The organism is Sunxiuqinia sp. (genome assembly GCF_055140945.1).
In genome coordinates this window covers 43576-67207 of record NZ_JBSQYS010000006.1, presented here as the reverse complement: position 1 = coordinate 67207, position 23632 = coordinate 43576, and the positions used below count along the sequence as shown (strand labels likewise).

The 23632-nt window shown below is 42.7% G+C and carries 12 protein-coding genes; all 12 read right to left on the bottom strand.

Annotation, left to right across the window (positions count from 1 at the left end; translation table 11 throughout):
* Nucleotides 1-5: 5 nt before the first annotated feature.
* Complete coding sequence (locus ACTB00_RS03895; protein WP_463298636.1) at nt 6-3434, bottom strand: TonB-dependent receptor; 3429 nt, start codon at nt 3432-3434, stop codon at nt 6-8.
* Between the two features lie 203 nt (nt 3435-3637).
* The gene (locus tag ACTB00_RS03890) at nt 3638-4738 is read right to left on the bottom strand and encodes a FecR family protein (protein ID WP_463298635.1); all 1101 of its coding nucleotides are present in this window, start codon (nt 4736-4738) and stop codon (nt 3638-3640) included.
* Between the two features lie 67 nt (nt 4739-4805).
* Complete coding sequence (locus ACTB00_RS03885; protein WP_463298634.1) at nt 4806-5387, bottom strand: RNA polymerase sigma-70 factor; 582 nt, start codon at nt 5385-5387, stop codon at nt 4806-4808.
* Nucleotides 5388-5521: 134 nt separating this feature from the next.
* Nucleotides 5522-6643: a glycoside hydrolase family 88/105 protein gene (locus ACTB00_RS03880; RefSeq protein WP_463298633.1), complete on the bottom strand. Its 1122-nt coding sequence runs from the start codon at nt 6641-6643 to the stop codon at nt 5522-5524.
* 83 nt (nt 6644-6726) lie between these two features.
* Nucleotides 6727-8082 (bottom strand): rhamnogalacturonan acetylesterase, encoded by a 1356-nt coding sequence (locus tag ACTB00_RS03875; protein ID WP_463298632.1) that lies wholly within the window; start codon nt 8080-8082, stop codon nt 6727-6729.
* Between the two features lie 30 nt (nt 8083-8112).
* Nucleotides 8113-9621 carry a rhamnogalacturonan acetylesterase gene (locus ACTB00_RS03870; RefSeq protein WP_463298631.1) on the bottom strand — a complete coding sequence of 503 codons (1509 nt, stop codon included), beginning with the start codon at nt 9619-9621 and terminating at the stop codon, nt 8113-8115.
* Nucleotides 9622-9625: 4 nt separating this feature from the next.
* Nucleotides 9626-10723 carry a glycoside hydrolase family protein gene (locus ACTB00_RS03865; protein ID WP_463298630.1) on the bottom strand — a complete coding sequence of 366 codons (1098 nt, stop codon included), beginning with the start codon at nt 10721-10723 and terminating at the stop codon, nt 9626-9628.
* Between the two features lie 2 nt (nt 10724-10725).
* Nucleotides 10726-14331, bottom strand: coding sequence for a DUF4450 domain-containing protein (locus ACTB00_RS03860; RefSeq protein ID WP_463298629.1), 3606 nt, complete (start codon nt 14329-14331; stop codon nt 10726-10728).
* 111 nt (nt 14332-14442) lie between these two features.
* Complete coding sequence (locus ACTB00_RS03855) at nt 14443-17361, bottom strand: glycoside hydrolase family 2 protein (RefSeq protein ID WP_463298628.1); 2919 nt, start codon at nt 17359-17361, stop codon at nt 14443-14445.
* 17 nt (nt 17362-17378) lie between these two features.
* Nucleotides 17379-19517: a hypothetical protein gene (locus ACTB00_RS03850; RefSeq protein WP_463298627.1), complete on the bottom strand. Its 2139-nt coding sequence runs from the start codon at nt 19515-19517 to the stop codon at nt 17379-17381.
* Between the two features lie 25 nt (nt 19518-19542).
* The gene (locus tag ACTB00_RS03845; RefSeq protein ID WP_463298626.1) at nt 19543-22410 is read right to left on the bottom strand and encodes a glycosyl hydrolase; all 2868 of its coding nucleotides are present in this window, start codon (nt 22408-22410) and stop codon (nt 19543-19545) included.
* Nucleotides 22411-22420: 10 nt separating this feature from the next.
* The gene (locus tag ACTB00_RS03840; RefSeq protein WP_463298625.1) at nt 22421-23632 is read right to left on the bottom strand and encodes an oligogalacturonate lyase family protein; all 1212 of its coding nucleotides are present in this window, start codon (nt 23630-23632) and stop codon (nt 22421-22423) included.

Genomic DNA, 23632 nt, shown 5'->3' with positions numbered 1-23632 from the left:
AGCTGTTAAAATTTCACATTAAGTCCAAATACCATTGATTTTGACAGCGGGAAGGCTCCATAATCATCACCATTATTATTTACTGCCTCAGGATTAAAGCCTCCATCGTACTTATCAGCACCAAACCAGTTTTCAGCAGTTACATAAATCCGTGCACCAGTTATTACACTTGAGCGAATATGACGGCCTAAATCATAGCCTAATGTGATGTTTCTAATTCTCCAATAGTCATTTTCATACAACCAATCCGTATTTTTAATACGCCCGAAAACAGAAGGAGATTTTCTTGTTTTACCTGCTACATCAGCTTCAGTATATACTTTGCCTTCTTCCCACTTAACACGGTCGCGAGCCAATCCTAAAGTATTCTCAGAACTACCTTGTCCGGTCCGGTACATCGCCCGGCCAAAAGTAGAATAAATGACTCCCCCCCATTGACCTTGAAGTAGAATAGACAGGTCAAATCCCTTATATGAAAAGTTATTGGTTACACCCCAAACATAGTCTGGGCTAGGGTGGCCTGAATAGACACGATCATCAGCATCGATTTTACCATCGGCCTGATCGGGAACTCCATCACCATTTGAATCGATAGTCAGTTGGTCAACGTACTTGGGATCACCTGCTTGCTGATTCCCATACAGAGCAGTACCGTTATCAATATCAGCTGAAGTTAGCAAACCATCTTGTTGAACGACATAAAGCGTATACATTGGTTTGCCAACCTCTAGTATGTTGTGGGTGATATCATAAGCTCCCCCTAAAATGGGTGTATTATTTGGTCCCAATTTCTTAACTTCATTGCTATTGTGACTCAGATTAAGCATTGTTTGCCACTTAAATTCGCCAACCATATTCCGAGATGTAATTTCGAACTCCCAACCTTTATTTAACACTTCACCGATATTTGTAAGTGCTCTGCTAAATCCACTGGCAGTTGGCACAGGAATATTAAGTAATAAATCAGTATTACGTTTAGTATAATAGTCAACCGAAGAACTAATACGATTTGACAGAACACTGAAATCTAAACCTATATCGACAGTTTCCGATGTTTCCCAACTTAAATCAGGGTTTGCAAAGTTTGAAGAAACCATACCATTAACCAGATTTCCGTTGTAGCTGTAGTTTGCAAAATCAAGCCTGGCAATGTGTTCATAGTTTCCAACTCCGTTATTACCTGCAAGTCCCCAACTGGCTCTCAGTTTCAAATTATCGAATAAGCTAACATTGTCCATGAAGCTTTCCTCTGTAATCCGCCAACCAAGCGATACTGAAGGGAAAATACCCCATTTGGTATTATCTCCGAATTTTGAAGAACCATCTCGACGAATACTTGCCTGTAGCAAATATTTGCTTTTGTAGTTATATTGAGCTCTTCCAAAATAAGATATCAGGATATTCTCAGCTTCTTCAGAAGTACCACTAGTACTCGATGCTGCATTTAATGTAGGAATCGCATCAGATGCAAAACCGGTACCACTAATGCTATAAGTTGCAAGCTTGAATTTACTGTATGAATAACCTGCTAATAAGCCAATTGTATGATTTCCCGCAATTGTTCTATTGTACGTTAGTGTATTTTCGTTTACAAAGTTTGAACGGTTATAACCCGAACGGCTACCACTTGCAGTCCTATTCCGAGTAACAAACGAAGGAGTGAAGCGAGTTGCCTCGTTGTTGTGAATATCAAAGTTCAAGTTTATTTTTGCTTTTAAACCATCTACTAGTTGGTACTCAACAAATGCAGTCGTAATATTCCGAAACGTTTGGTTCACACGGTCTACATTCATTGCCTCCGCAATTGGACTTACACGAGAGGTACCCCATGCGTACTGTGTGTTATCACCAACATTAACACCTAAAGCTCCGGTAGACGATTCCACCACAGGGTTCATTCCCACTACAATGTGTGTTATCGCATCTTTACCTTCCACACCGGGGTCTTCTTCCTCACTGTATGAAGGAGCGATGTTCAATCCAAACCGTAAGTTTTCATTTGGGGTAACCTCAACATTTGCACGTGCACTGTAGCGCTTATAGCCTACACCTACTGCAACCCCTTCCTGATCAAGATAATCTCCAGAAACGTAATATTTAACAGCATCAGTACCGCCATTAGCTGATAACTGATAACTCTGTACCATTCCCTTTCTGAAGAACAAGTCTTGCCAATCCACATAATCCAACCCCGGATGTCCTTCTTCCAGCCAGCGATCATCCCACATATATTTTGTATTGTATTTTCCTGCTTCTAATCCAAGCAACTCTCTTCTTTCTGCATTTGATTGAGATGAAGTTGCTCCTAAATCTGAGGCATGGTCGCGAACCCAGAAATAGTTCATATGCTCAATCTGACGATCTACCCACTCTTCGGAGTTTAAAACATCTAACTTCTTAGCTGTTTCATTCCATCCAACATAGGTATTAAACGATATCTGTGGTTTTCCTGATTTTCCCTTTTTGGTGGTAATGATAACAACACCATTAGATCCACGCGAACCATAAATCGAAGCTGCCGCAGCATCTTTCAATACCTGAATGGACTCGATATCATTTGGGTTAAGGTTAGTTAACGGATTACCTCCCGAAAAGCTACCGCTTGATGATTGTGGTGAAACTTCCATTGGGAAACCATCGACAACGTAAAGTGGTTCGTTGTTCGCACTAATTGAACCGGTACCACGAACCTGAATACTAAATCCTTTTCCGGGCAAACCACTGGTTTGTTTTACGCGAACCCCCGACATTTGACCAATCAAAGCCTGGTCTACTTTGTTTACCGGACGCTCATTCAGTTTTTCGGCATCCATTGTTGCCACCGAGTTAATGATGTCGGCCTTCCGTTGGGTACCGTATCCAACCACAACAACCTCGTCAATCCCAAGAGTTTCTTCTTTCAAGCTTATGTTTATTGTTGATCTATTGGTTACTGCAACTTCCTGTGGCTGCATTCCCACAAATGAAAAAACCAAGACTGCGCCCTCCGAAACGCTCAACGTATAATTCCCACCAAAATCAGTTACGACGCCGTTTGAAGTTCCTTTCTCGATAACTGTAACACCAGGCAATGGCATTCCTGATTTATCCGTTACCCTACCCGAAATTTGCGAAGGCTGTACTGTTTCTGTCTTACTGGGAGTAATCACGATGAGATTATTTTTCATAATCTTATAAGTGATGCTTTTGCCATCAAATAATTCGTTAAGAATTTCATCAACGTTTGCATCATTAAAATCGATGGTTACTTTTCGGCTTAAATCAGTAAACTCATCATTGTAGAGGAAATGGAATTGACTTTGTTCTTCAATTTCAACAAGTACATCCTTTACAGTCTTCTCAGTAAGTTTAATATTAAACTTCGCATTTTGAGAATACGTACTTGCACTAACATGAAAAATCGTCAAGAATAAAAATAACGTTGTCAGTTTCATAGTCAGTAAAAATGTTTTTAACCTTCTCTTCATCCAGAAAGAGGGGTTCTTCTGTTTTTTTTTCATAATTTCACTTTGTTAATAGTTAAACAAATTCTTTGGGACTGACCGCCAAGAAAATCCCAAAGGGTTTAATTAAAGACTGGTAGAAATGGGAGATTCCTCTCCCATTTCTCTTTTATTATATTCTTAGTTCATTTGGTTTAATTCATAAGCGATTTATAGTCATTTTCTAATCGTTTGTCCAAAGTCAAAACGACTTCTTTATTTATTATTTTATAATTGATTGGTACCGTTAAGCGAACAGCGTTTAAAAGCTGTCCTAAAGTTTGTTGATCAATTGAACCAGAGATTTTATATTTATTCAATTCCGCATCCATCACATACACTCGCACGTCATAACGCCGCTCAAGCTTCTTCACAAAATCGGCAAGACTCTCTCGTTCAAAAATCCACCTCTCGCTTCTCCACGAAGTGTATATCGTTGTGTTTACATCCTTTGAAAGAATAATATCAACGGTTTTGATGTCAGAAAACGGAACTGTCTGAATTTCGTCAGGATTAGTTAAACTGTATATTATATGCGCAGAATTTCGTATAAATGTTGCCTTTTCATTCGGGGTCAAGCGAATAGTTTGCTTTCCTTCTGTCACATCAATAATTCCTTCAATCAACGTCGCCTCCACTTCCTTTTCGTCAGGGTAAGCTTTCACATTAAACGCTGTACCAACAGCCTTAACCTGAAGACCACCCGCCTCAACTAAAAATGGAAGCTTTTTATTTTTTGCAACTTCAAAATAACCTTCTCCAATTAAAGCAACCTGACGATTCGTTTTATTGTATCCTTGAGAATAAACCAATTTACTCCCTGCATTTAGCCAAACTTTTGTACCATCGGCTAAGCTCATATTGATTTTTGCTCCCATCGGAACTTCAACCTCATACTTATTGATACCTGATGTTGTTTGATTGAAATTATTGGCTGTAATAATATAAGTACCAACTGAACCAATTAAAAGGGCAAAGACAACAATAGCAGCAACTTTCCAAATTGCATTCTGATTGGTTAAGGATAAAACCCGGGGCATTCGTTTCGTTTTTGAATTGATGCGATCCTGAATTTTTTGATAGCGTCGTTCAATTTCAAATGAAGCATCTGATTTAATCACCCCGACAGCGATCCACGTATCCCGCATCTTTTTGTAGTGTTCAAAATTGGCTTCATCTTTAAGCCAATTCCAAACCTCTTGTTGTTCTTCGGAAGAGGCTGCGCCTTGCAAACATTTCAAAATTAATTCATCCATGAAGTATTGAATCTTTGCCATTCAAAAAACATGACAACTTCATCGATCAATGAGGTGACAAAGAATTTCATTTTCTTATAAAAAGAAGTATCAAGAAGTCTTTCATGTCATCACGGACGCGTTTTAATCCTCTCAATAACTGAGTCTTAACAGTATTCACCGACACACCTAGTTTTTCTGAAATTTCTTTATTAGATAAGTCCTCCAACCGACTCATCGTGAACACTCTACGACATTGCTCCGGTAGTTTTTGAATCGATTTATCCAAGCTCTCCTGAAATTCTTTGTCAATTAATGTTTCTAAAGGAAAGGAAGAAATAGATTGTTGGAATTCAGGAGATGGTTGATGAAAAATAAAAAACTTTTCGTATTTATCTCTTACTTTTTTGTGTTTTAAGTAATTCACGCAATGATTATAAATCATCCGGAATAAGTATGATTTAGGAGAACCATGCAGTTCAATTGATTTTCTTTTATCCCAAATCTGAACAAATGTATCTTCAACTATTTCTTCTGCATTATTCCCGTCCTTAATTATTTGAGCAGCATAATTGTATAAAATCTGAAAATAGGATTTAAAGAAATATTCAAAAGCCAGTTCATCTCCTGCTTTGAGTTGACTAAATATTTCCTTTTCATCCTTTTTCATATTATATCCGTCTATCAGAGTTTCTAGAATAAGTGATTTTCATAAGAACGGGGAATAAGACATTATCCGGCAAAACTTCATCAAACAGATAGGTGTTTGCCAGATAATGCACAAGTAAGAGAATAAATTCAAAATTAGTCTGCCATTTTGTACACTTCGCTCCCTGCCAATAAATAACAACCTAAGCCATAATCTTCAAAATCGGGCATACTATCGTACGTTACGGGTTGTCCGTCGGCAGGTTCTTTGCCGGTTCCTTGCACGTAACCCAGGAATCCATTAGGATGAACAGCTTCTGTTGCCATAGCATTCCAGGCTTTGGCAATAATTGGCTTGTACTTGCTTTCTTTCAATAAACCATTATTCACGCCCCAGGCCATTCCATAAACAAATAAGGCAGTTCCGGTTGTTTCTTTCCCTCCAAAATGAGTTGCATCGTGCAAACTTACATTCCAGAAACCATCTTTACGCTGGATTGGAACAAGTGCCTCAATCATCTTATGAAAGGTATCGAGGTATTCATCACGATGTGGATCGTCTGCCGGTAAAATTTCCAATACACGAACCAACGCAGCCACTACCCAGCCATTTCCGCGCGACCAATAACAATCTTCACCATTCGGTTCTTTGTAAGGAGGCATAAAATCTTTATCGCGCCACCAAAGATTATCCTCAGGATTCCAAAAGCCTTGTTGTTCCTTCGAATCCATGTACATTTCGTACATACGTTCGGAGTAACTTTGATCACCGGTAATTACACTAAGCTGGGCAAAAACCGGCATGGCCATTTGTAAAGCATCAATCCAGGTCCAGTCATCTGTCTTCTCAGTATCCATCATCAAATCAATCGATTTTTTGATATCTTCTATTCGCTCTGGTTTCGAATCCATCATATATAAATCCAGATAAGTTTGCCCACAGCAATGATTGTCGGCATGGCGGGTTTCAATACCGTTGCGCAATCCCCATTTGTGTGCTTCACCCCAACTAACGGCGTAATCGTAATAAGCTTTATCAGGCTTTAACGCATATAGTGCCATTAAACCTTCGTAGTAAACCGCTCGGGTCCAAATATTACTGGGACGTTCTTTATTGGTTATGATAGACTTACCGGTATCAGGCCACTTATTCATAAAATAGGCATTGGTCAGTATCATTTTATCCATCACCTTGTCTTTTGATGGAAAGTTTTCAGCATTGACCTGCATTGAGCAGAGCATTGCAATCGACATTAGAAAAATTAGCGTTGCTTTCATTTTATCTCTTTTTTAATTTTACATCTTTATCTTCTATCCCAATTAATTATAATCTACTTGCTTTTACTAATTCAGGACCATCTCTAATTACCATCTGGTTTAAGAACCTGCTTCGCTGGACTTTCAGGCCAGAAAAAGGTTGCCCAATCATCTGGCTTTTGGGGATCAAAGCCGTTAAAATCGTCGACAATATAGTTTGCCAACTCCATCTCATTATCCATAATTCCCTGCACCACGCATTTGGCTAATTCATAAGCTCCATAAGGGTTGAAGTGTGTATTATCAGCCAGTGGTTTATTCTGGCGCGGATAAGTATTTGCAGGGTAATGCACAAAAGCCTTTTTCGAATTTTCGACACCCAAGGTTTCATAAAGCTGTTTGCTCATGGCATTTAAATCGACCAATGGTAGGTTCTCCGCTTTTGCCAGTTGGCGCATAGCCTCGGGGTACTCTTCCAAGGTATTCACAATTTCGCCCTGCTCGTTGAATTTCCGGCGGTTGGTTGAAGTCACCAACACAGGATGAGCGCCCCGCTTTCGAGCTTCGTTAATAAAGTAGCGTAACTCATCTTGGTAAGTCGTAAAGGGCTCCACATGATTACCTCCGGGCTTCTGGTCGTTGTGTGCAAATTCCATAAACAGGTAATCACCCGCCTTCATCACACTAAGTATTTTTTTCAGTCGATTTTCGCGACGGAAAGCTTTGAGCGTTTCTCCCGACTCGGCAAAATTGGCAACCACAATCTCCGGCTTGAGGAAGCGGGGGAACATTTGTCCCCACGAAGCCCACGGCTCATTTTCCTGATCGACCACCGTAGAGTTTCCAGCTAAAAATATAACAGGTAAATCGTTTGCTTCTTCAATTTGAATGGAAGAGACACATGGCCTTCCACCTCCAAATTCCAGTGTTAGCTGGTTATCCCAGTTCAGGTAAAACATTTCTCGTGATTTCCTCCTCACATTCAGGCTGTCGTTTATTCTGGGAGTGCGAACATCCACTATAATCGTCTTCGTAACCACTTGCCCTTTTGCAGTGCGAACATCTTCCAACATCAACCTGCGCGACTCCGCCTTTACCGTTGTTGCCGATGTTCCGTTTGGATCGCCCAATGTTAAGCTGATTTTATAGCGACCTTCCGGCATTTTTACCGTGAAATAAAAAGGTTCATCGCTTGTAACAAAGTCGCCCGTTATTGCCTCGGCACTTTCTACGTTCTTCGCCTCAAGTTTCTGTTCTGAAATAAATCCGTACTCCTTATTTGAATCGAAAACGTCATCTTGATTAACAGAAATATATCCGTCTGCAAGCTGACCTGCTCCAAAATCAAACCTTTTGGATATCACTTTATCGCAACCTGTTGTTGTATCCTGAGCACTTAAATTTCCTGAAAAAAACCAGACACAAGTAAGCAGTCCGAAAATATACCAAGCGTTTTTCATTGCATTTTTTATTTAATTTTGGTCAACCTACTATTTCAATTCAACATAGCCATATAGCTCGCATGACCTTAGGTTTCGAATCGCTTCGGCCAGTGTCAGTGCATTAAACCGCGCTCCGGCTTCGTTGGTGTGCGTATGATCTCCGGGGAAAAACTGCTTCACCACCTTGGCGCCCATCGCTTCGTACTCAACTGCAACTGCATTATTCAAATCAATAAAAAAAGCTTCTTCGGACCTGGCAGCTTCGCGAGCCCACTTCCCATACGACTCATTCACGCGTTCCACTTTACCGTTTGGCCACTCATTGCGAGGAATTTGTGACAAAACAATAACCGAAGCGCCTTTGGCTTTAGCCTCTGCAATATACTTTTTCATGTACCAGCCATAAGTGTGTACTGTTTCTTTTGAGCCATCTTCGCGAACCACTTCCTGTGTTTCATCGCCCGTTCCTTTCAACGAACCACGATATTTCGCTTTGTCAATGTTTCCTCCATCGTTATGCCCAAACTGAATCAACAGGAAATCTCCTTCTTTAAGTTGAGCCAAGACCTCATCCCAGAGTCCTTCGTATCTGTAACTTCTACTGCTCCTTCCCCCCCGTGCTTTGTTGATAATATCGAGTCGCAGCGTATCCATATAGGCAGATAGTTCGCGCCCCCATCCAACAATTTTTCCGTCGCCATTCGCAACTGTTGAATCACCTATAATAAACACTTTCCTTTTCACCGGAAAGTTGATCGTTGGATTATCCAGAAGATAGTCTTTCAGGTTACACTCTTGCGCATTGCGTAAACCTTCAACCACAAACGAAGCAGCCAAAAGAGCACCTTGAGCGGTGGTGTGCGTATGGTCGCGTTTGTAAAAGTAATGCCCGGTTACGGAGTCTTCGCCTAAAGCCTCCATGGCAACGGCCATTTTCTCATTTAGGTCAATCCACTCCACTTCTTCGAAATGAGCCACTTCTTTTGACCATTCTCCGTAGCTTTTATCATTACGTGGAACCAGTCCATTTTCCCAGTCATTGCGTGGAATCGGAGACATAACAACAGGTGTCGCACCTTTTTCTTTCGCTTCAATAATATATTGACGTAGATACCAACCGTAGCTGTGAACAACCTCGTGCTCACCAGTAAGCAAATTATCAATCTCCTCAGTTTTTCCACTAATCCCTTTAAATGTTCCGCGAGCCCTGAAATCGTCATTAATCGGACCATTATCGTTATGCCCAAACTGCATCAACACATAATCGCCGGGTTGAATTTTACGCAGCACTTCATCCCACAGTCCTTTAGTTCGGAAAGTTCGACTGCTTGTGCCCCCCAGCGCATGGTTTTCGATACTGACAAGGCTGGTATCAAAAAACTGTGCGATAGGATCTCCCCATCCCCACTGACCACCGGCTCCATCTCCACGACCATGTTTCACCGTTGAGTCACCAATAATGTAAACTGTTGGTTTTCCGGTTGGTTCTTCGTCTTTCACTGTTTGACAAGAAACAAACAAGCTAACAAAAATCAATAAAATTGTTAATCGTATCATTGTTCTAAATTTTTGGTTCTATTTTAAATACAAATGGCGACGAAGTCATAAACTCCCCGCCCTGCGACGTCAAAAACAAATGCGTAGGACTTCCATTTTGCATCAGTACCTGCGGACGCTCGAACCGGCCATATTTACTCAGGTGTTTCGGTTTTGGAGCTTGGTCGATGTAATGAGAAACACCCCAATAACTAATCTTGGGCTCCGACCAATGAATACCGTCGTCCGATTCCAGAATGATACCAACCTCATGATCAAAACGTCCCATATCACGTGCGAGCATGTAAAAACGGTCATTCTCCATAAATACATTTCCATCCTCCAGTTGACGGTTGTTTCCAAAGCTTGAATAATCGATAATGGGTTTGTCGGAATAACGCTTGTAAGGGCCTTCTAGTCGGTCGGCAATCGCCAAACCATATTTCCGGTTACCTCGAATTTTGGGATTTACCGGATGTTCGTATTCGTCGGTATTCCACGATTTATAATACAGCCAATACTGACCATTCGGATGTTTTATAAATGAAGGGTTGGAGGTGCAATGATCATCCCATGCTCCTTCCGGGCCAGCTTCCAACAAAGGTTGATCTGGTCGTTTCCATGGGCCAGATAGTGAATCAGAAGTTGCCAAACCAATGCGTTTGGTATTGGTCCGTCGGTTTGAATTGCCCATGTAAAACAGACAATATTTCCCGTCGACAAACTGGATGTGCGGGTTATGGCAGGTAGTTCCGTCCCAATAGCCTTCACCCCGTGGTGCCAAGATTGTTTCTATTTCTTGATACGATCCGTCAGCCTGATCGGCAACAGCATGTGCAATTTCCGACTGGCTAATCCAACCGCCCATTCCTTTATCAGAATTCCAACGGGAAAAGAAAACATGAAACGTTCCATCAGGTGCAACAATCGGACTGCAACCCCAAACATAATAACCTTCGAGCTCCAAAATCCGTCCCTGCGGCTTTAAGCGTTTTGAGAAATCGGAGATGTACTTTTCATCGTATTGACCTCCCTCAAAACCAGCCCAAGCTGATAGACCCGAAACAGACAATGCCGCTCCTGTTAGCATACTTTGTTGTATGAACTTGCGCCGATCGATCATATTTAATTTCGTTTTAAAGTTGCAGACATTAAGCCGATGACCACATCATTGGTGTTCGTCACCAGTTTAAGCGAAACCAGTTCCTTTGCCGGATTCAACGGCAAATCCAACAACGAAGCAGCCCCGCCTTCAATCTTGTTTGTACCATTCTTTCTCAGCACATCGTACGAACCGGAATGCCACTCACCCGTCTTTAAATACAAGCGTGGCGGTTGCGGTGCATTTACCCGGAAAGCAAACCCATCTACATAGTAGTCCTGCTCAATCGGCCACCAATTGTCGGGGCTTTTAAGCGGTAACTCATCCGATGATCCATCCGCATATTTAACCTCAACCCAACCGTTAGTCATATTAATTTGCATATGATGCACTGATCCGGCCATAAGCAAATACACATGCGATGCTTTTCCGGTAAGCGGAACCTCAATCGAATCGGGATAATTATCCCATTTTGAAGTGAACAGAATATTGGCAATTTCGTCAGCCGGTGTTTGAAATGGAATGCCCTGTGGCGACTTAATTTCATTTGAACTTCCGGCTTTTGCCCGCAAGCCGGAATCGTCAATTTCTTCGGTTTCGCGATACGAACACCAATCCCCAATTCCTTGTACCGGAATGCTCAAGGTTGGATAAGGCGAACGGGGCGAATAGTATTGTTCGTTGAAAATATGGGTTACCCGATCATTAAACCGGGAGGTCAAGTCCACCGTCTCAAACTGAGCATTTTCACTGGCACGAATATTCCAGTTGATCACATTTTCAGAATACGCATGCTCTTTTCCAGTTAATCGAATTGAATTACTTCCAGAAACGAGGTACTCCTTTGAAACCGTTAACTCAGTTGAAACCGACTGCGCAGGAATGGTAACATCCCGAATGAACACTCCAACGGTGCATGTTCCTGCAAATTCGTTATTTGTATTATTTCGAATTGCAAAAGTCAGTTTATTGTTCGTTTGATTTTCATCGTCAACGATTTCAATTGATTTGCGTAAATCAAATGACAAAGGTTGCCACCAAACCATTTTACCCTGTTTGAGTTTGACGAAAGTAGTTCGCCAGCCGAGCTCACCTTTCACCTTCGCAGACAAATTCGCTTGGTCATTTAGCCATCCTTCCAAAACGTGTTGCGGATCATAAACATCAAGGATTTCAGCAGTTTCCGGTTGAACAGTCAGTTGATCACCAATGGCATAAAAATCATTCAGTTGGATCTGATCTATTTTTTCGCTGCCCCACTCTACTGCCAACTCAAAATCAGTTCCCTGAGAAGCGTTAATAGTAATTCTGGGCTCTCCAATTGCCTCGTCATTTGTCTCCCATTCAATTGCTTGCCCATTCAACTTTACGGAGCGAATCTCAGCAGACTGTGCTTTTAGGATCAGATTCAGATGAACGGTACCCGAAAACTCAGAATTAATTCGATAATGATCAATCGCACCTTCTCTTTTAAAATGAAGTTGAACATCCGGTGTTTCTATCGAGGCATGATCCCAATCTGACGGCCAACCCGGCTCCACCGTTAATTGCTGATTGATGAGATCGGGCGAAATGCCAAACAAACCTTCCACCAGCGCACGCGAAGCCATGGCAACCGGATCAGCAAAATCGCGGTACAATTCGCCACGGAAAGCATCATAATAAGAAAGCTGTCCGAAATTGCCCGGACTAGTTCCCAAAAACATATAATCCAGGAAACTACTTTTCGTCAGTTCAAAAGCTTCTTTGCTTCGGCCACTTTGCCAATAGGACAGCGCTGTGTGCAACACTTCAGCCAGCGCCACATTGTTGATTGACCACGTGTACGGCATCCAGTTGGTCGTTGAGATGGTATAATATTTATTTGCTTCCAAACCTTCAGCCTCAACCGGAATATGCGGAATATTTTTGTCGATGTACTCGGTAGCCTGATACGCCTGAAACGGATCGGCCAAACCTTCATCAATGGCATGATAAACCGTCCAAACCGCAGCTGATGGGTGCACCAGTTGATTACCCAATAAATCTTTATACTCGCCAAACCAGCCTTTTTCGGGTAGCCAGAGCTGCTGATCGACGGCTTTTTTTATTTTTTCTGACTCGGACAAATAGGGAGCCGGATCTTCACCAATAAGTGGTGCTAACTCTGCCGCCACGCGATTTGCACGGTAGTTGTAAGCTGAAGAATGAGTGACTCCGCCACCGCTGTACTGCAGGGCATCGCTCGCCCAAATACTGGCGTAAGCATCATAAAGTCCATCGTCGTTCGCATCAAAATTTCGTTTTTCCCAAGCCAGATGTCTTTCTAAAACAGGCCAGCTTTCTCGCAAAAAGTCTAAATCTCCGGTCCAACGAAAGTGCGACAACAACTGCGAAATAAACACCAGATTCATGTCGTAATGGTGAGGTTTGTTCTCATCTCCGGGCCGTCGACTGATGTAACCATCCGTGAATATTGCAGTTCCTCTTTCTTCCTTTTGTCGGGCCAAATGGGTTTCAGGATCAGGAGCCGACAATCCTGATTTTGGATTGGTGTACTGCGCTTCAAAATATCCTCTGAAATGAGTTTTTGCCCGGTCGTGCGAGCCCAGCCAATCGGCGGCATAAGCGCCACGCCAACCATTTAATGGCATTCGCCAGGCAATGGCTCCGTGCATAAACGACTTGCCATCCCAAACTGCATCGGCAGCTGTAGAAAGTGTTGCCCCCACTGCATTGATGTACTTATCGGGTGTTTCTATTTTTATTTGCGAAGCAATCTTTTCACGTACAGAATCAGCCTGATTAAATAATGTAGGCAATTCAGCATATTCAGGACGTGCTTTTGTATCTGGATTTACGATGAAAAAGAATTCCTCGCTTCCATCTTCAATCTTCAGCCGACCGGTTATTGCCGGTGCCTCTTCCTCTTCAGATTGAAAAAACTGCAAAGGACTTTCTTGTTGGGTTGCATCACTCAAACTGATTTCAGAACCTATGGGTATCAAGCCAAACAGACGCTTTTTCTCTTTTAAGCGAGTTTGTTCCTTTTCCTCCGGTGTTGGCAAATAGTTATTTTCATACACTTCATTGTCGGACAAACTTCGACCCGAACCATAATACAAATTGAATTGATTATCAGCAAAGAAGTATTCATTCGTGTTGCAATACTCAGGCTTCAAATAAAAGCTGGACTCCGGGTCAGCACCCAAGTCACCATCGCGTGAAAAGCGCTTCCCACTAGCACCGCCAAATGCCCAGAACAACTCAACATTGTCGGGCATGTTTTCACCGACAACTTTGAGGATCATTCCATCGGCATCATCCAAGGCCAATAGTTGCAAGTTCAATTTACCGCCTTTCAATATCGGATCTTCAATCTCATAACTCATGCTACCCGCTTCGTATCGGGCAACAATGCTTTTAGCATCGATCAGCCATTTTGACGAATCGGCCTGAATGAGTCCCAGACGCAACGTACCTCCCATGCGAGGCATGTACAAGGCAAATTCGGGCAAGTCACCTGCTTCGACCCGAAAACCAGAATGGGAACCATACAAAGCCCGGTTAAACCGATGCGTTCCATTGGTAATCACAAAGCCTTTCCCATCGGGATGATAGCGTAACTCGCGTTGTTGATTATGCCACAAAACCGATTCCTTTTTCTCTGGCACAGCCTGTTGACACGCAACAAAAAAATAAAAACATGAAATGAAGCAAATGTGTAATTTCAGTTTAAACACCATCAAATTAATTTCTGCTTAGTTCAGTAATCCAAAATAAAAATACAAGGTTCTTTTCGCTGGTTTTTCCATTACATTTAGCTCCCCGGCTGGTCCTAAGTTCCAGGTGTCGTTACTGATTCCCATGGCCAGTTTTGTTCCAACCGGAGGAATACCATCTAAAAAGGAAATATTGCCAACCGGCAGTTTCGGATAGTTTGTAGGTCCCGAAATTCCGTAGAAATCGAACAGGCGAACAAACAGATCATCTTCCTGTGCTACGACTGTAAATTTGCCATAGACCGTGTTGAATTCCATCCACGACACATCGGCATAATAACCTTTAAATTGCGGATATTGCCAGTTGTTATCGCCGGGCAAAACATTATTGTACATGCGTTGGTAAACATCAATAATTCCACCTTGCAAGCGGTTCTTCCAAACATGGCGAGATCCGTCACCCAACCACTTCGTGCTGATGATGTCAGACTCAGGAAAGTCGAAACTCACTCCCGTAAATAGTTGCTTTCCATCTACGTGATATTCATAGTCCATTTGCAGCCATCCACTATCGTACATGGTCCAAATAATATTTTTCAAATCGCCGGTGTAAATCATCTCCAATACATGTCCACCCTCAACCGAGCGATGGTTAACACTGATCAGCTCAGATTCTCCGCTTACCATTACAGGTCCATTTCCGAATGGAAGCGACAACCCAAAGTCATTCCCCAAATCCACAATTGTTCCATCCTTTGTACTGAAAGTAACTGAAATTCCGGAAGCTTTCATGGTGATGGTCGAATCAGCTTCAGTAACTTCAACCTTCGCACTCAATTCATCATTCCCCTTTTGCTCTTTGATTGGCAAGATGTTGTCTTCTTCAATACCCTGAGCTTTGAGCTTTTTCAAATGCTCCTTTTCGTTCAAGCTTAATTCCTTTTCCACCAATTCTAAAACGGTATTGGTATTGCCATCAATTTTCCAGCTCCACCAGAAAACCTCCTTGCCTTGGCGGTCGAAAGCTTTGACATACAAGGCATCGTATTGCTGATATTCTTTCGGAAGCTCGAATGCAAGCTCTCCCTTTTCCGTTGCTGCAACATCGGGGCTGGTAATCATTCCGGCTTGCACAACCTCATGGCCTGCTCCACGATCGGTGGGATTGGCAAAATTAACCAACTGCCAAACAAAGCGGCATTCGTTCAGGTTCGTAAAATGATAGCGGTTTTCAACAGGTATTTGCCCATTAAAAGCTTCCGGAAGTTTTTCCATTTCAATTTTAATCGGACTGAAAATCTCACGCATGGCATAAACACTAGGCTCTTTTTCGCGATGTGGTCCAACAACTCCATCGGGTGCATTGACGCGGTTAGCATCAATAAAGCCATCGTAATCGGTGCGTACCAAACCTTCATCAGCCAGCACCCACAAAAAGCCTCCAGCCGAGCGTTTTGAATTCCAAAACAGCTCCCAAAAGTCAGCTAGTCCGGCAGCCATTCCGCCATCGTCCTGACCATGCAAAAACTCAGTGGGCATGTAAATCAAACCTGCATCTAAAATACTTTTACTGCTATTATATTTTTCGTAGTGGTTACAATCAATGCCGTTGTAATCGTTTCCCGGTTTGTGGTGAGCGTGAATCACCGGTCGATTCGACGGATCGTAAATGGCGTAATCGTCATCCAGATCTTTATTTGTTCCTCCTTCGTTTCCGTTGCTCCAAAAAACAATGGACGGATGATTGACATCGCGAATAACCATTTCGCGTACCAGCTTACTGCCCACTTCGGTATCGTACGAATTTTGCCACCCGGCCAACTCATCCAACACATATAGACCTAGTGAATCGCAATAATTCAGGAACGATTGATCTGGCGGATAGTGTGCGCACCGCACCGCATTCATGTTCATTTCCTTCATCAGCTGCACATCGTTTAAATCGATGGTTGCATTTACACAACGACCGGTCTCGGGCCAAAATACGTGTCGGTTAATTCCTTTGAATTTTACTTTTGTACCATTAACAAAAACACCATCACCTTCTCGAATTTCAATCGTTCGGAAACCGAATTTTTCAGAGGATGCATATTTTGTTGTTTCCCCGTCTTTCAAACTGACACGAGCGGTGTACCGATTAGGAGTTTCTGAAGTCCAGAGATTTGGATTGTCAACACGAGTAGAAAGAGTCAACAAGGAATCACTCGGCAACACCGGACTTTCGGTTGTCGCCACAACCCGCCCTATCGCATCAATAATTTCTGCTGAAATAGTCAATCCCGCAGATTGCACTTCGGGAAACACGTCCATTGAGAATTGTCCATCGGCATCGGCAGCAATTGCTACCCGGTCGATAAACTCATCCGGAACTGCTTCGAGATACACCGGACGATAAATGCCACCAAATATCCAATAGTCGGCAAAACGCTCGGCACGATTTACCGAATGATTAGCTGACATTTTATGTACAGTAACTTCCAGTTCATTTTCCTCGCCGGCTTTCAGCTTATCTGAAATATCGTATCGAAAACGATAAAAAGATCCTTGGTGGATTGGCCCTGCCAATTGGCCATTTATTTTCACTTCGGTATCAGTCATCGATCCTTCAAAAACGATAAAGATCTTCTTTTCATCCCAATTTTCAGGCACTGAAAACTGATGCTTGTAAATACCCGTTTCGTCTGCAAATTTGAATTTCTTACCGTAAGTCCGGTAATCACGACCGTAGTCATATTCACCAAAACCTTGTTGTTCCCAGTGCGATGGCACTTCAATGCTTGTCCAATAGCCGCTCTTCCTACCCGCGGTGCAGTAAAAATCCCAGCTTACTGTATTTTCATTGTCAGTGCCCGACAGGTATTGAACATCTTTTGAAATTTCGGAACTTGTAGCAGTTGTAAAATTGAGTAGCAGTAAAGCTACAAGAATCCAAATTGATTTCATTTTGAATTGCTTCATGTTGATTGATTCTATTTTTAAAATACGGGAGTTATATTTTCCCATTTCACATTCCATTTTCCGTCCTTTGGAAATCCTGGATTTTCCGTTTCGCAGCCTTCCCATCCGGCACACATCATTGCGACGGTGGTTAAAAATCCGCCATTACCCGGCAAATAAATACGCAAGCGCGGACTTTGATAATTATGACCGTTTTTCAGGTAAGTATTTTTCTGAACATCTTTCAATAAGAATTCCAGTGCTAAGTCAGGTTCACCCAAACGCACTGCAGCCATAGCCGACATGGGATAATCCCATCCCCAGGTTGAAGGCCAGTCCCAGCGCTCAGCAATTGTATGCATTGTTTTGCGCATGACCTCGGGATCAAGCTTGTCCCAATCCGGTAAAATACCATAAGCACCCAGCACCACCGGATGATCTTCCATCAGTTCCATTTCGCTATAAGACTCCGTTGCTCCTTCCATTCCAAGATAAACTCCATTCGCTTGATCCGGTGCAGCCAATTTCAGGCGAACATCTTCCCAAGTGCTATCTTTTTCGGCTCCTAAGCGTTCTTTCCATTCCTGAGCTTTAGTCAATCCCCAATACCAATAAGCCAATTCAAAAGGTGGGTTGTAAGTAGCTTCGCGAGGCCAGTGCTCCTGCGCCGGAATAAGTGGAGGTGCCAAATCGTATTGTTGCTTTTCGTCGTTCCATCGTGGAAAATCGGCCATAAATTCAGCCGTCGCAAAAATCAGATCTTTATATTTATCAAGCGTCTCGGCAGTCGGATCTGCCTGATAGATTTGCTCAGCAAACCAAATAATGTGAGGTTGCTGCCAAATTAAATACGAACCAACCGACGAAGGACTATTTTCGTTATCGGGCCCCAGCATTTTTTGCCAGCGCACGCCTTTGTAACCTTGATCAATTGCCGTTTGACGGGCATTCTTGTATAATTCGTTGTAGTAATCCAACTGCTTCAACATGTATTCAGGACGTTGCCAGTTGGCAAAATGTGCAATGTGCCACCAGTGCATTTCAAGGTGATATTTACCATACCAGCTATTGTAGGTCAAACCTGTTTCGGCAGGAGGTAGTGACCCTGAACTCTGCACTTTGATGAGGTATTGCGACAAAATAGTCCGACGTTCAATTTCTTTCGCCCGAGGGTCGGTACAGGCTGAAAAATCAACCGTTCCACCACTTTGCCAAAAGCTTTCCCATGCCTCTTGGTTATTTAATTTTGTAGCTTCAAAATCAGCTGTTTTTTCATCTCCTATTTCCGGAGCAAACAAGCAAACAAACTCCAGCGACGAACCATCTTTTGGCTGAAGTTCGTATTGATGTTGTGCTGTTTTCACAACGTCTGCATCGCCTTTCCAATCAATCGCAACCTGGTAATGATCGTTGTCCAATGTACGATCGATCAACACTTCATTATCACTTACTTTTGAAAGAACAGACTGATGTTTTTCAGGTGAATCATAATCGTAACCCTGATGAAAAGACTTAGCCGCTCCTGCTGAGAATTTCCAGTTAACCGCCAACTGACCTTTCGCAATCAAAGGCGATTCAATGTGTGCTGCAATTTCATCCTTCTCCTGATGGCAATAGACTTCAACAGAAACAGGTTCTCCATCAAATTGAAAATGACTGGTAATTTTTCCGGTCCACATATCCAATTCGTGGGTCGCATTTTCAATGTCATCGAGTGTCGCCTGATTGCCTTCTGAATCAGTCAGTACCAAACCAATCATACCCAAATGCAAACGATGTGGATTTTCGCGAAAATAATTACACGCTGCATTCGCTCGCGGGTCGTCTTTTAACTGGTGACGATATGGCACCTGACGACCGTCAACCTCCCAATATTTCAATGTTTCGGAACGATCGTAGCCTTCGGTATTTGGATTGGTATGCCATCCCCAGTTTGACTGCGTTCCCAATGTTACCCCATTTTCGTATTCCTTATAAAAGGTTTGCAAACCCGTTAAATCGGTTGTAAAGGCAAATTCGCCATTCCCAACAGACAATGTTGCCAAAGAATCGAATCCTTGCACCTGAACATTGTTGCGGGTAACCACTGCTTTTCGATCAATTTTTTGTGGTTGTTTTTCCGATTGACAAGCAACCATAAAAACAACTGCGAACGCCAAAAATATTTTGCTTTTCATTATTTGAATGTTTTGTCGGTTATACTTACTTCAGTTTTTTTGTTTGAATAGCAGATAAACTCACAGGCCCAACTAATCCGGATGGCAGAGGACTCCAATGTGCAGCGGTGAACAAACCATCTTTACCTACATTTTCACGCGAGTGTGCTGCGAAGTTAATGTTATAGAATTTCTTATAATTGACACCTCTTTTGTCCATATCAATCATCCGATTGGCCATCAAGTTAGTCACTTTCAACTCCAGCTCATTATTGTCTTTTATCAAGCTTGAATCAATTTCAAGTTGAAACTCCGGTCCGACAAGCGTTCCTAACGAATCACCGTTTAAATACACAACCGCTGATTCATGTACTTCTCCCAGATCGAGCAAAAAAGCCTCAGCCTCAGCATCAGGCTTTGCAAATGACGTTTTATAACTGGCTGTTCCTGAGAATTTTGCCAACTCTTCCGATTTCTCAGTCCATGAGCCTAACTGGCTTGCTGTGTACGCCTCTGGCAAACTTGGACCTCCTTTTTCAAATGTTATCGTCCAGTCTCCATCCAAAACCGTTTGCTGAGCCGGCGCATCCCAAATAGGATATTCTTCCAACTCAACGGCTGATGGATACCACTGCAAAATCAGAGATTCTCCGGGTTGAAGTTGCAAATATACTTTTGATTGAGCGTCATTGGTTTTTTGAACTGCGGCAGTGCCCATTTTTTCATGCATCGGATCAAACCAAACAGCAGTCTGTCCTGATGATTGAACCGTCACCCACTGATCTATCGGCTGACCGCTCCAGTTTGAAATAAAGTAGCACGTTCCTTCTTCGCGATTTACCCGATTCACCCACAGTCCAAGCTCGGCCATCGATTCAGGATAAATATTAATCGCAGACATCAGCTCCTCAACATGTTTCCCTTTCAATACTTTCCCGTTACCATGGTCGCTTTCCAAAACTCCGTCATTCATTTCAAACTCCAGGGAGCTAACAAGCTGCTCATAATTCTCCTGACGTTTTTTCAAATCAGCCAGTCCCGGCACATCAACCGGCAAGTGTTCCTGCACAACAATATTTGCTCCGGCAGCTGCCAAGTCCAAAATTTTCTCCATTGTTGCAACGGGCATGTATTCACAAGCCGGGATGAGGATGGTTTTATAGTTTGCTCCAGGCGATTTTATCAGCTGATTCTCTGTCTCCAATTTCTGAATTTGCTTGTCAGAAATATAATCGAACGAATAGCCTTTTGCCAGCAACATTTCGCTTAATTCCTTTGTCAACGGCTCAACAGGTTTTCCGAAATGAGGCAACATACTTCGTCCTTTTTCCGACCAGGTATCATAAATCGGAAAATACAGCAAAATGTCGTTTGCCGGAGCTGACTTTTGCATGAACGACTGGCAACGGGTGATGTATTCATTCACGGTCTTTAAATCAGTCCACCAGGTATTGGTTGGTGCAAAGTGAACGGCAGCATAAAACTGCCATCCCGGCCACTCTTCGGTTTGAGGTGAATACGGAGTACCATGATAGACGATGTGGTTTACCCCATGAGAAAGATACCGATCCAGATTTTCCTTAACTTTTGACAAATTAGAAAGATAGTGCTCATCAAGCCAGGTCGCAGCTTCGCAAGCGATTAACGGCTTTCCTGAAACATGCCCTGCCGACGTTGCCATTTTTATACGCATGGGGCTGGTTCCTTCTGTTTCCGGAATATCGCTCGCCTCGTATAAATCCAGGATATTAGCCGGTGAACCGTGTGCCTGATTTCGAATGCCGGCTCCGTGCTTTTTCGCCCAATCGGCCCAAACTATGGTAAAACGATCCAACAACAAATCGGAAATCGTTTCGCGATAATCACACAACACGCGGCTGTTCATTTCTTCAGAATCGTTACCGAACAAAGCAGGCAAATTTTCTTTCAGATCATAACCCCGACGATTTTGAAACTCTTCAAAAAATAAGCTTGTCCAATTGGATTCTCCACGGGCGTCATCTACTTCGTACGAGTCATTAAAAAACGCCCGTAGACTACTGATATCAATATCAGTCGACTGATCATCAAAATCTTTTAAGAAATTCAAGGTTGCTTCTTCCGAAAAATGATCAATTACATTTCCTTCTCCACCCTGACCAGCACGTTCCACCATTTTGCCATGCCAACCTTCAAAAACGGCATACAGTTTCCATGTTCCTGCGGGAGCCTCCCAGTTTAGCGTTCCATCTTCAGAAACTTTGTCCGTAAGTTCTATTGTTTTACCGGCATCGTTATACGCCATCAATGTTTGCAATGGTAGCGGCTTTTCAAAACGAATCTGATCCAAAGCCAATTCCTGTAGGTTTTTATTCGTGCTAATTGGAAACTTAACATCGTTAATATCAACCCGATGTCCAACCGCACGAATCAATGGCTCTTGAATATACTCGATTTTTTCTTTTAATCGCTGTCCTTCTTTCAAACTATATTGCTTGAATTGTACATTTTTACACGCCTCATCAGCTGGCACCCACTGACCACCAAAGGGCCAACCTGAAGCATTCGCCAAATCTATTCCCAAGTCCAAACGTTGTGCTTCTTTCAGCGTATGCTCAAACGCTTTCATCCACTCATCCGACTGAAAAACCAAGGATTCATCCTCATAACCTTTCACGCCATAAATCGGCGTAATTTCCAATCCTCCAATACCATTCGCCTGAATCTCTTCCATATTGGCTGTAAGATCGGAATCGTTTACAGCGCTACCATGCCACCACCAGCGAGTCCACGGTTTGGTCTCGTTTGTTGTCTCAGGCCATTTTGGCTCTGAAATCGATTGCTCAGCGTTACAAGCAATAAGGCATATTAGCACAAAGCAGCTAACAAGGGTTTTAAAATTGTACATCGTATGTATTCGTTTAGTTGATTTCATAAGTTTCCATTTATTTTGAAGGGCTGATTTCAACGGCATAGATATCTGAATGTCCTTCGAAATTCGCCCGAAAGATGATCCATTTCCCATCAGGAGAAAAATGAACATTCGGTTCCAAATCGTAATCATGATGTTGCATGTTCACCAGTTTTTCTGAACGGAAATGGTCTCCTTCAGGATGAAACAGATAGATCCATTTGCCATCTTCGGCTTTGGCCACCTGACCGGGATCGCCGCCATCGCCGGCAAACAGTTTTTGGTTGGGCGAAATAGTAAAATGAATCGACCATTCGTCGCGAGTGAGTGAATATCTTTTTTCTTCCAACGTGTTCACATCTACGCCACTTAAAAAGAAGGTGACGCCGCGTGGCATCTGCAAATCGAACCAAATGCGTTTTCCTTCCGGCCCAAAGAATTCATGTCCGGCAATCTCCATATCCATGGTTCGTCTGTGCATTAACTGAGGCTCTCCTCCGTTGATATTAATTGTCCAAATCCGATTGACTTTGTGCCAGGGTCCTTCGTGGCAAAACATAAGTAATTCCGGATCAGCTGGCGAAAACTGGATATGATTTAGCCAGGCATTCTCGGAATAGATCTTTTTAAAAACGCCACTTTCAACATCTATTGTAAAGAGTGATCGTCTTAAGCGTGCTTCGTAAATTAGATTAAAATAGTCGTGCTTTTTTGGATTTTGACGAAAAAGCTCCCGTTCTTTTGGCGAGCTGACAGCTCCTCCCAACAAGGTTTCATCGGCATTTAAAGTCGTGATGTGCGCCTTAATACTGTCGGGAAAAACATAAACCAAACGAGTCACTTTATCCTCAACACCTGTTGCGAAAACGCTATCGCCACATTGGTAAAATACTTGTCGACTTTGAGTAGCAACAATTTCACCGGAAACAGCTTTTTTACTCGTGATTTGCTGAGTTTCTTTGTTTTTTAAATCGACTGAAAATAGCTGCCTTTCTCCATCGACAGTCCCATAAAAAATCATTTTTTCATTTTCAGTCTCCGTTGCCGGCAAAAACGGATTGTTATGAAAATAGAAGCTTCTGTTGTCTCCATCGCGCGGAGTCAGATGAATTAGCTTATGCCCGGTATCTTTATCAATCCAAGCATCGGGCATGGGTGAATTGGCTCCAGTTTCGAGAACCGGAAGCTTAGGAGTGCAAGCCATGCATCCCGAAAACAGCGCGAATAGTAAAATTAGTTTCGTCAT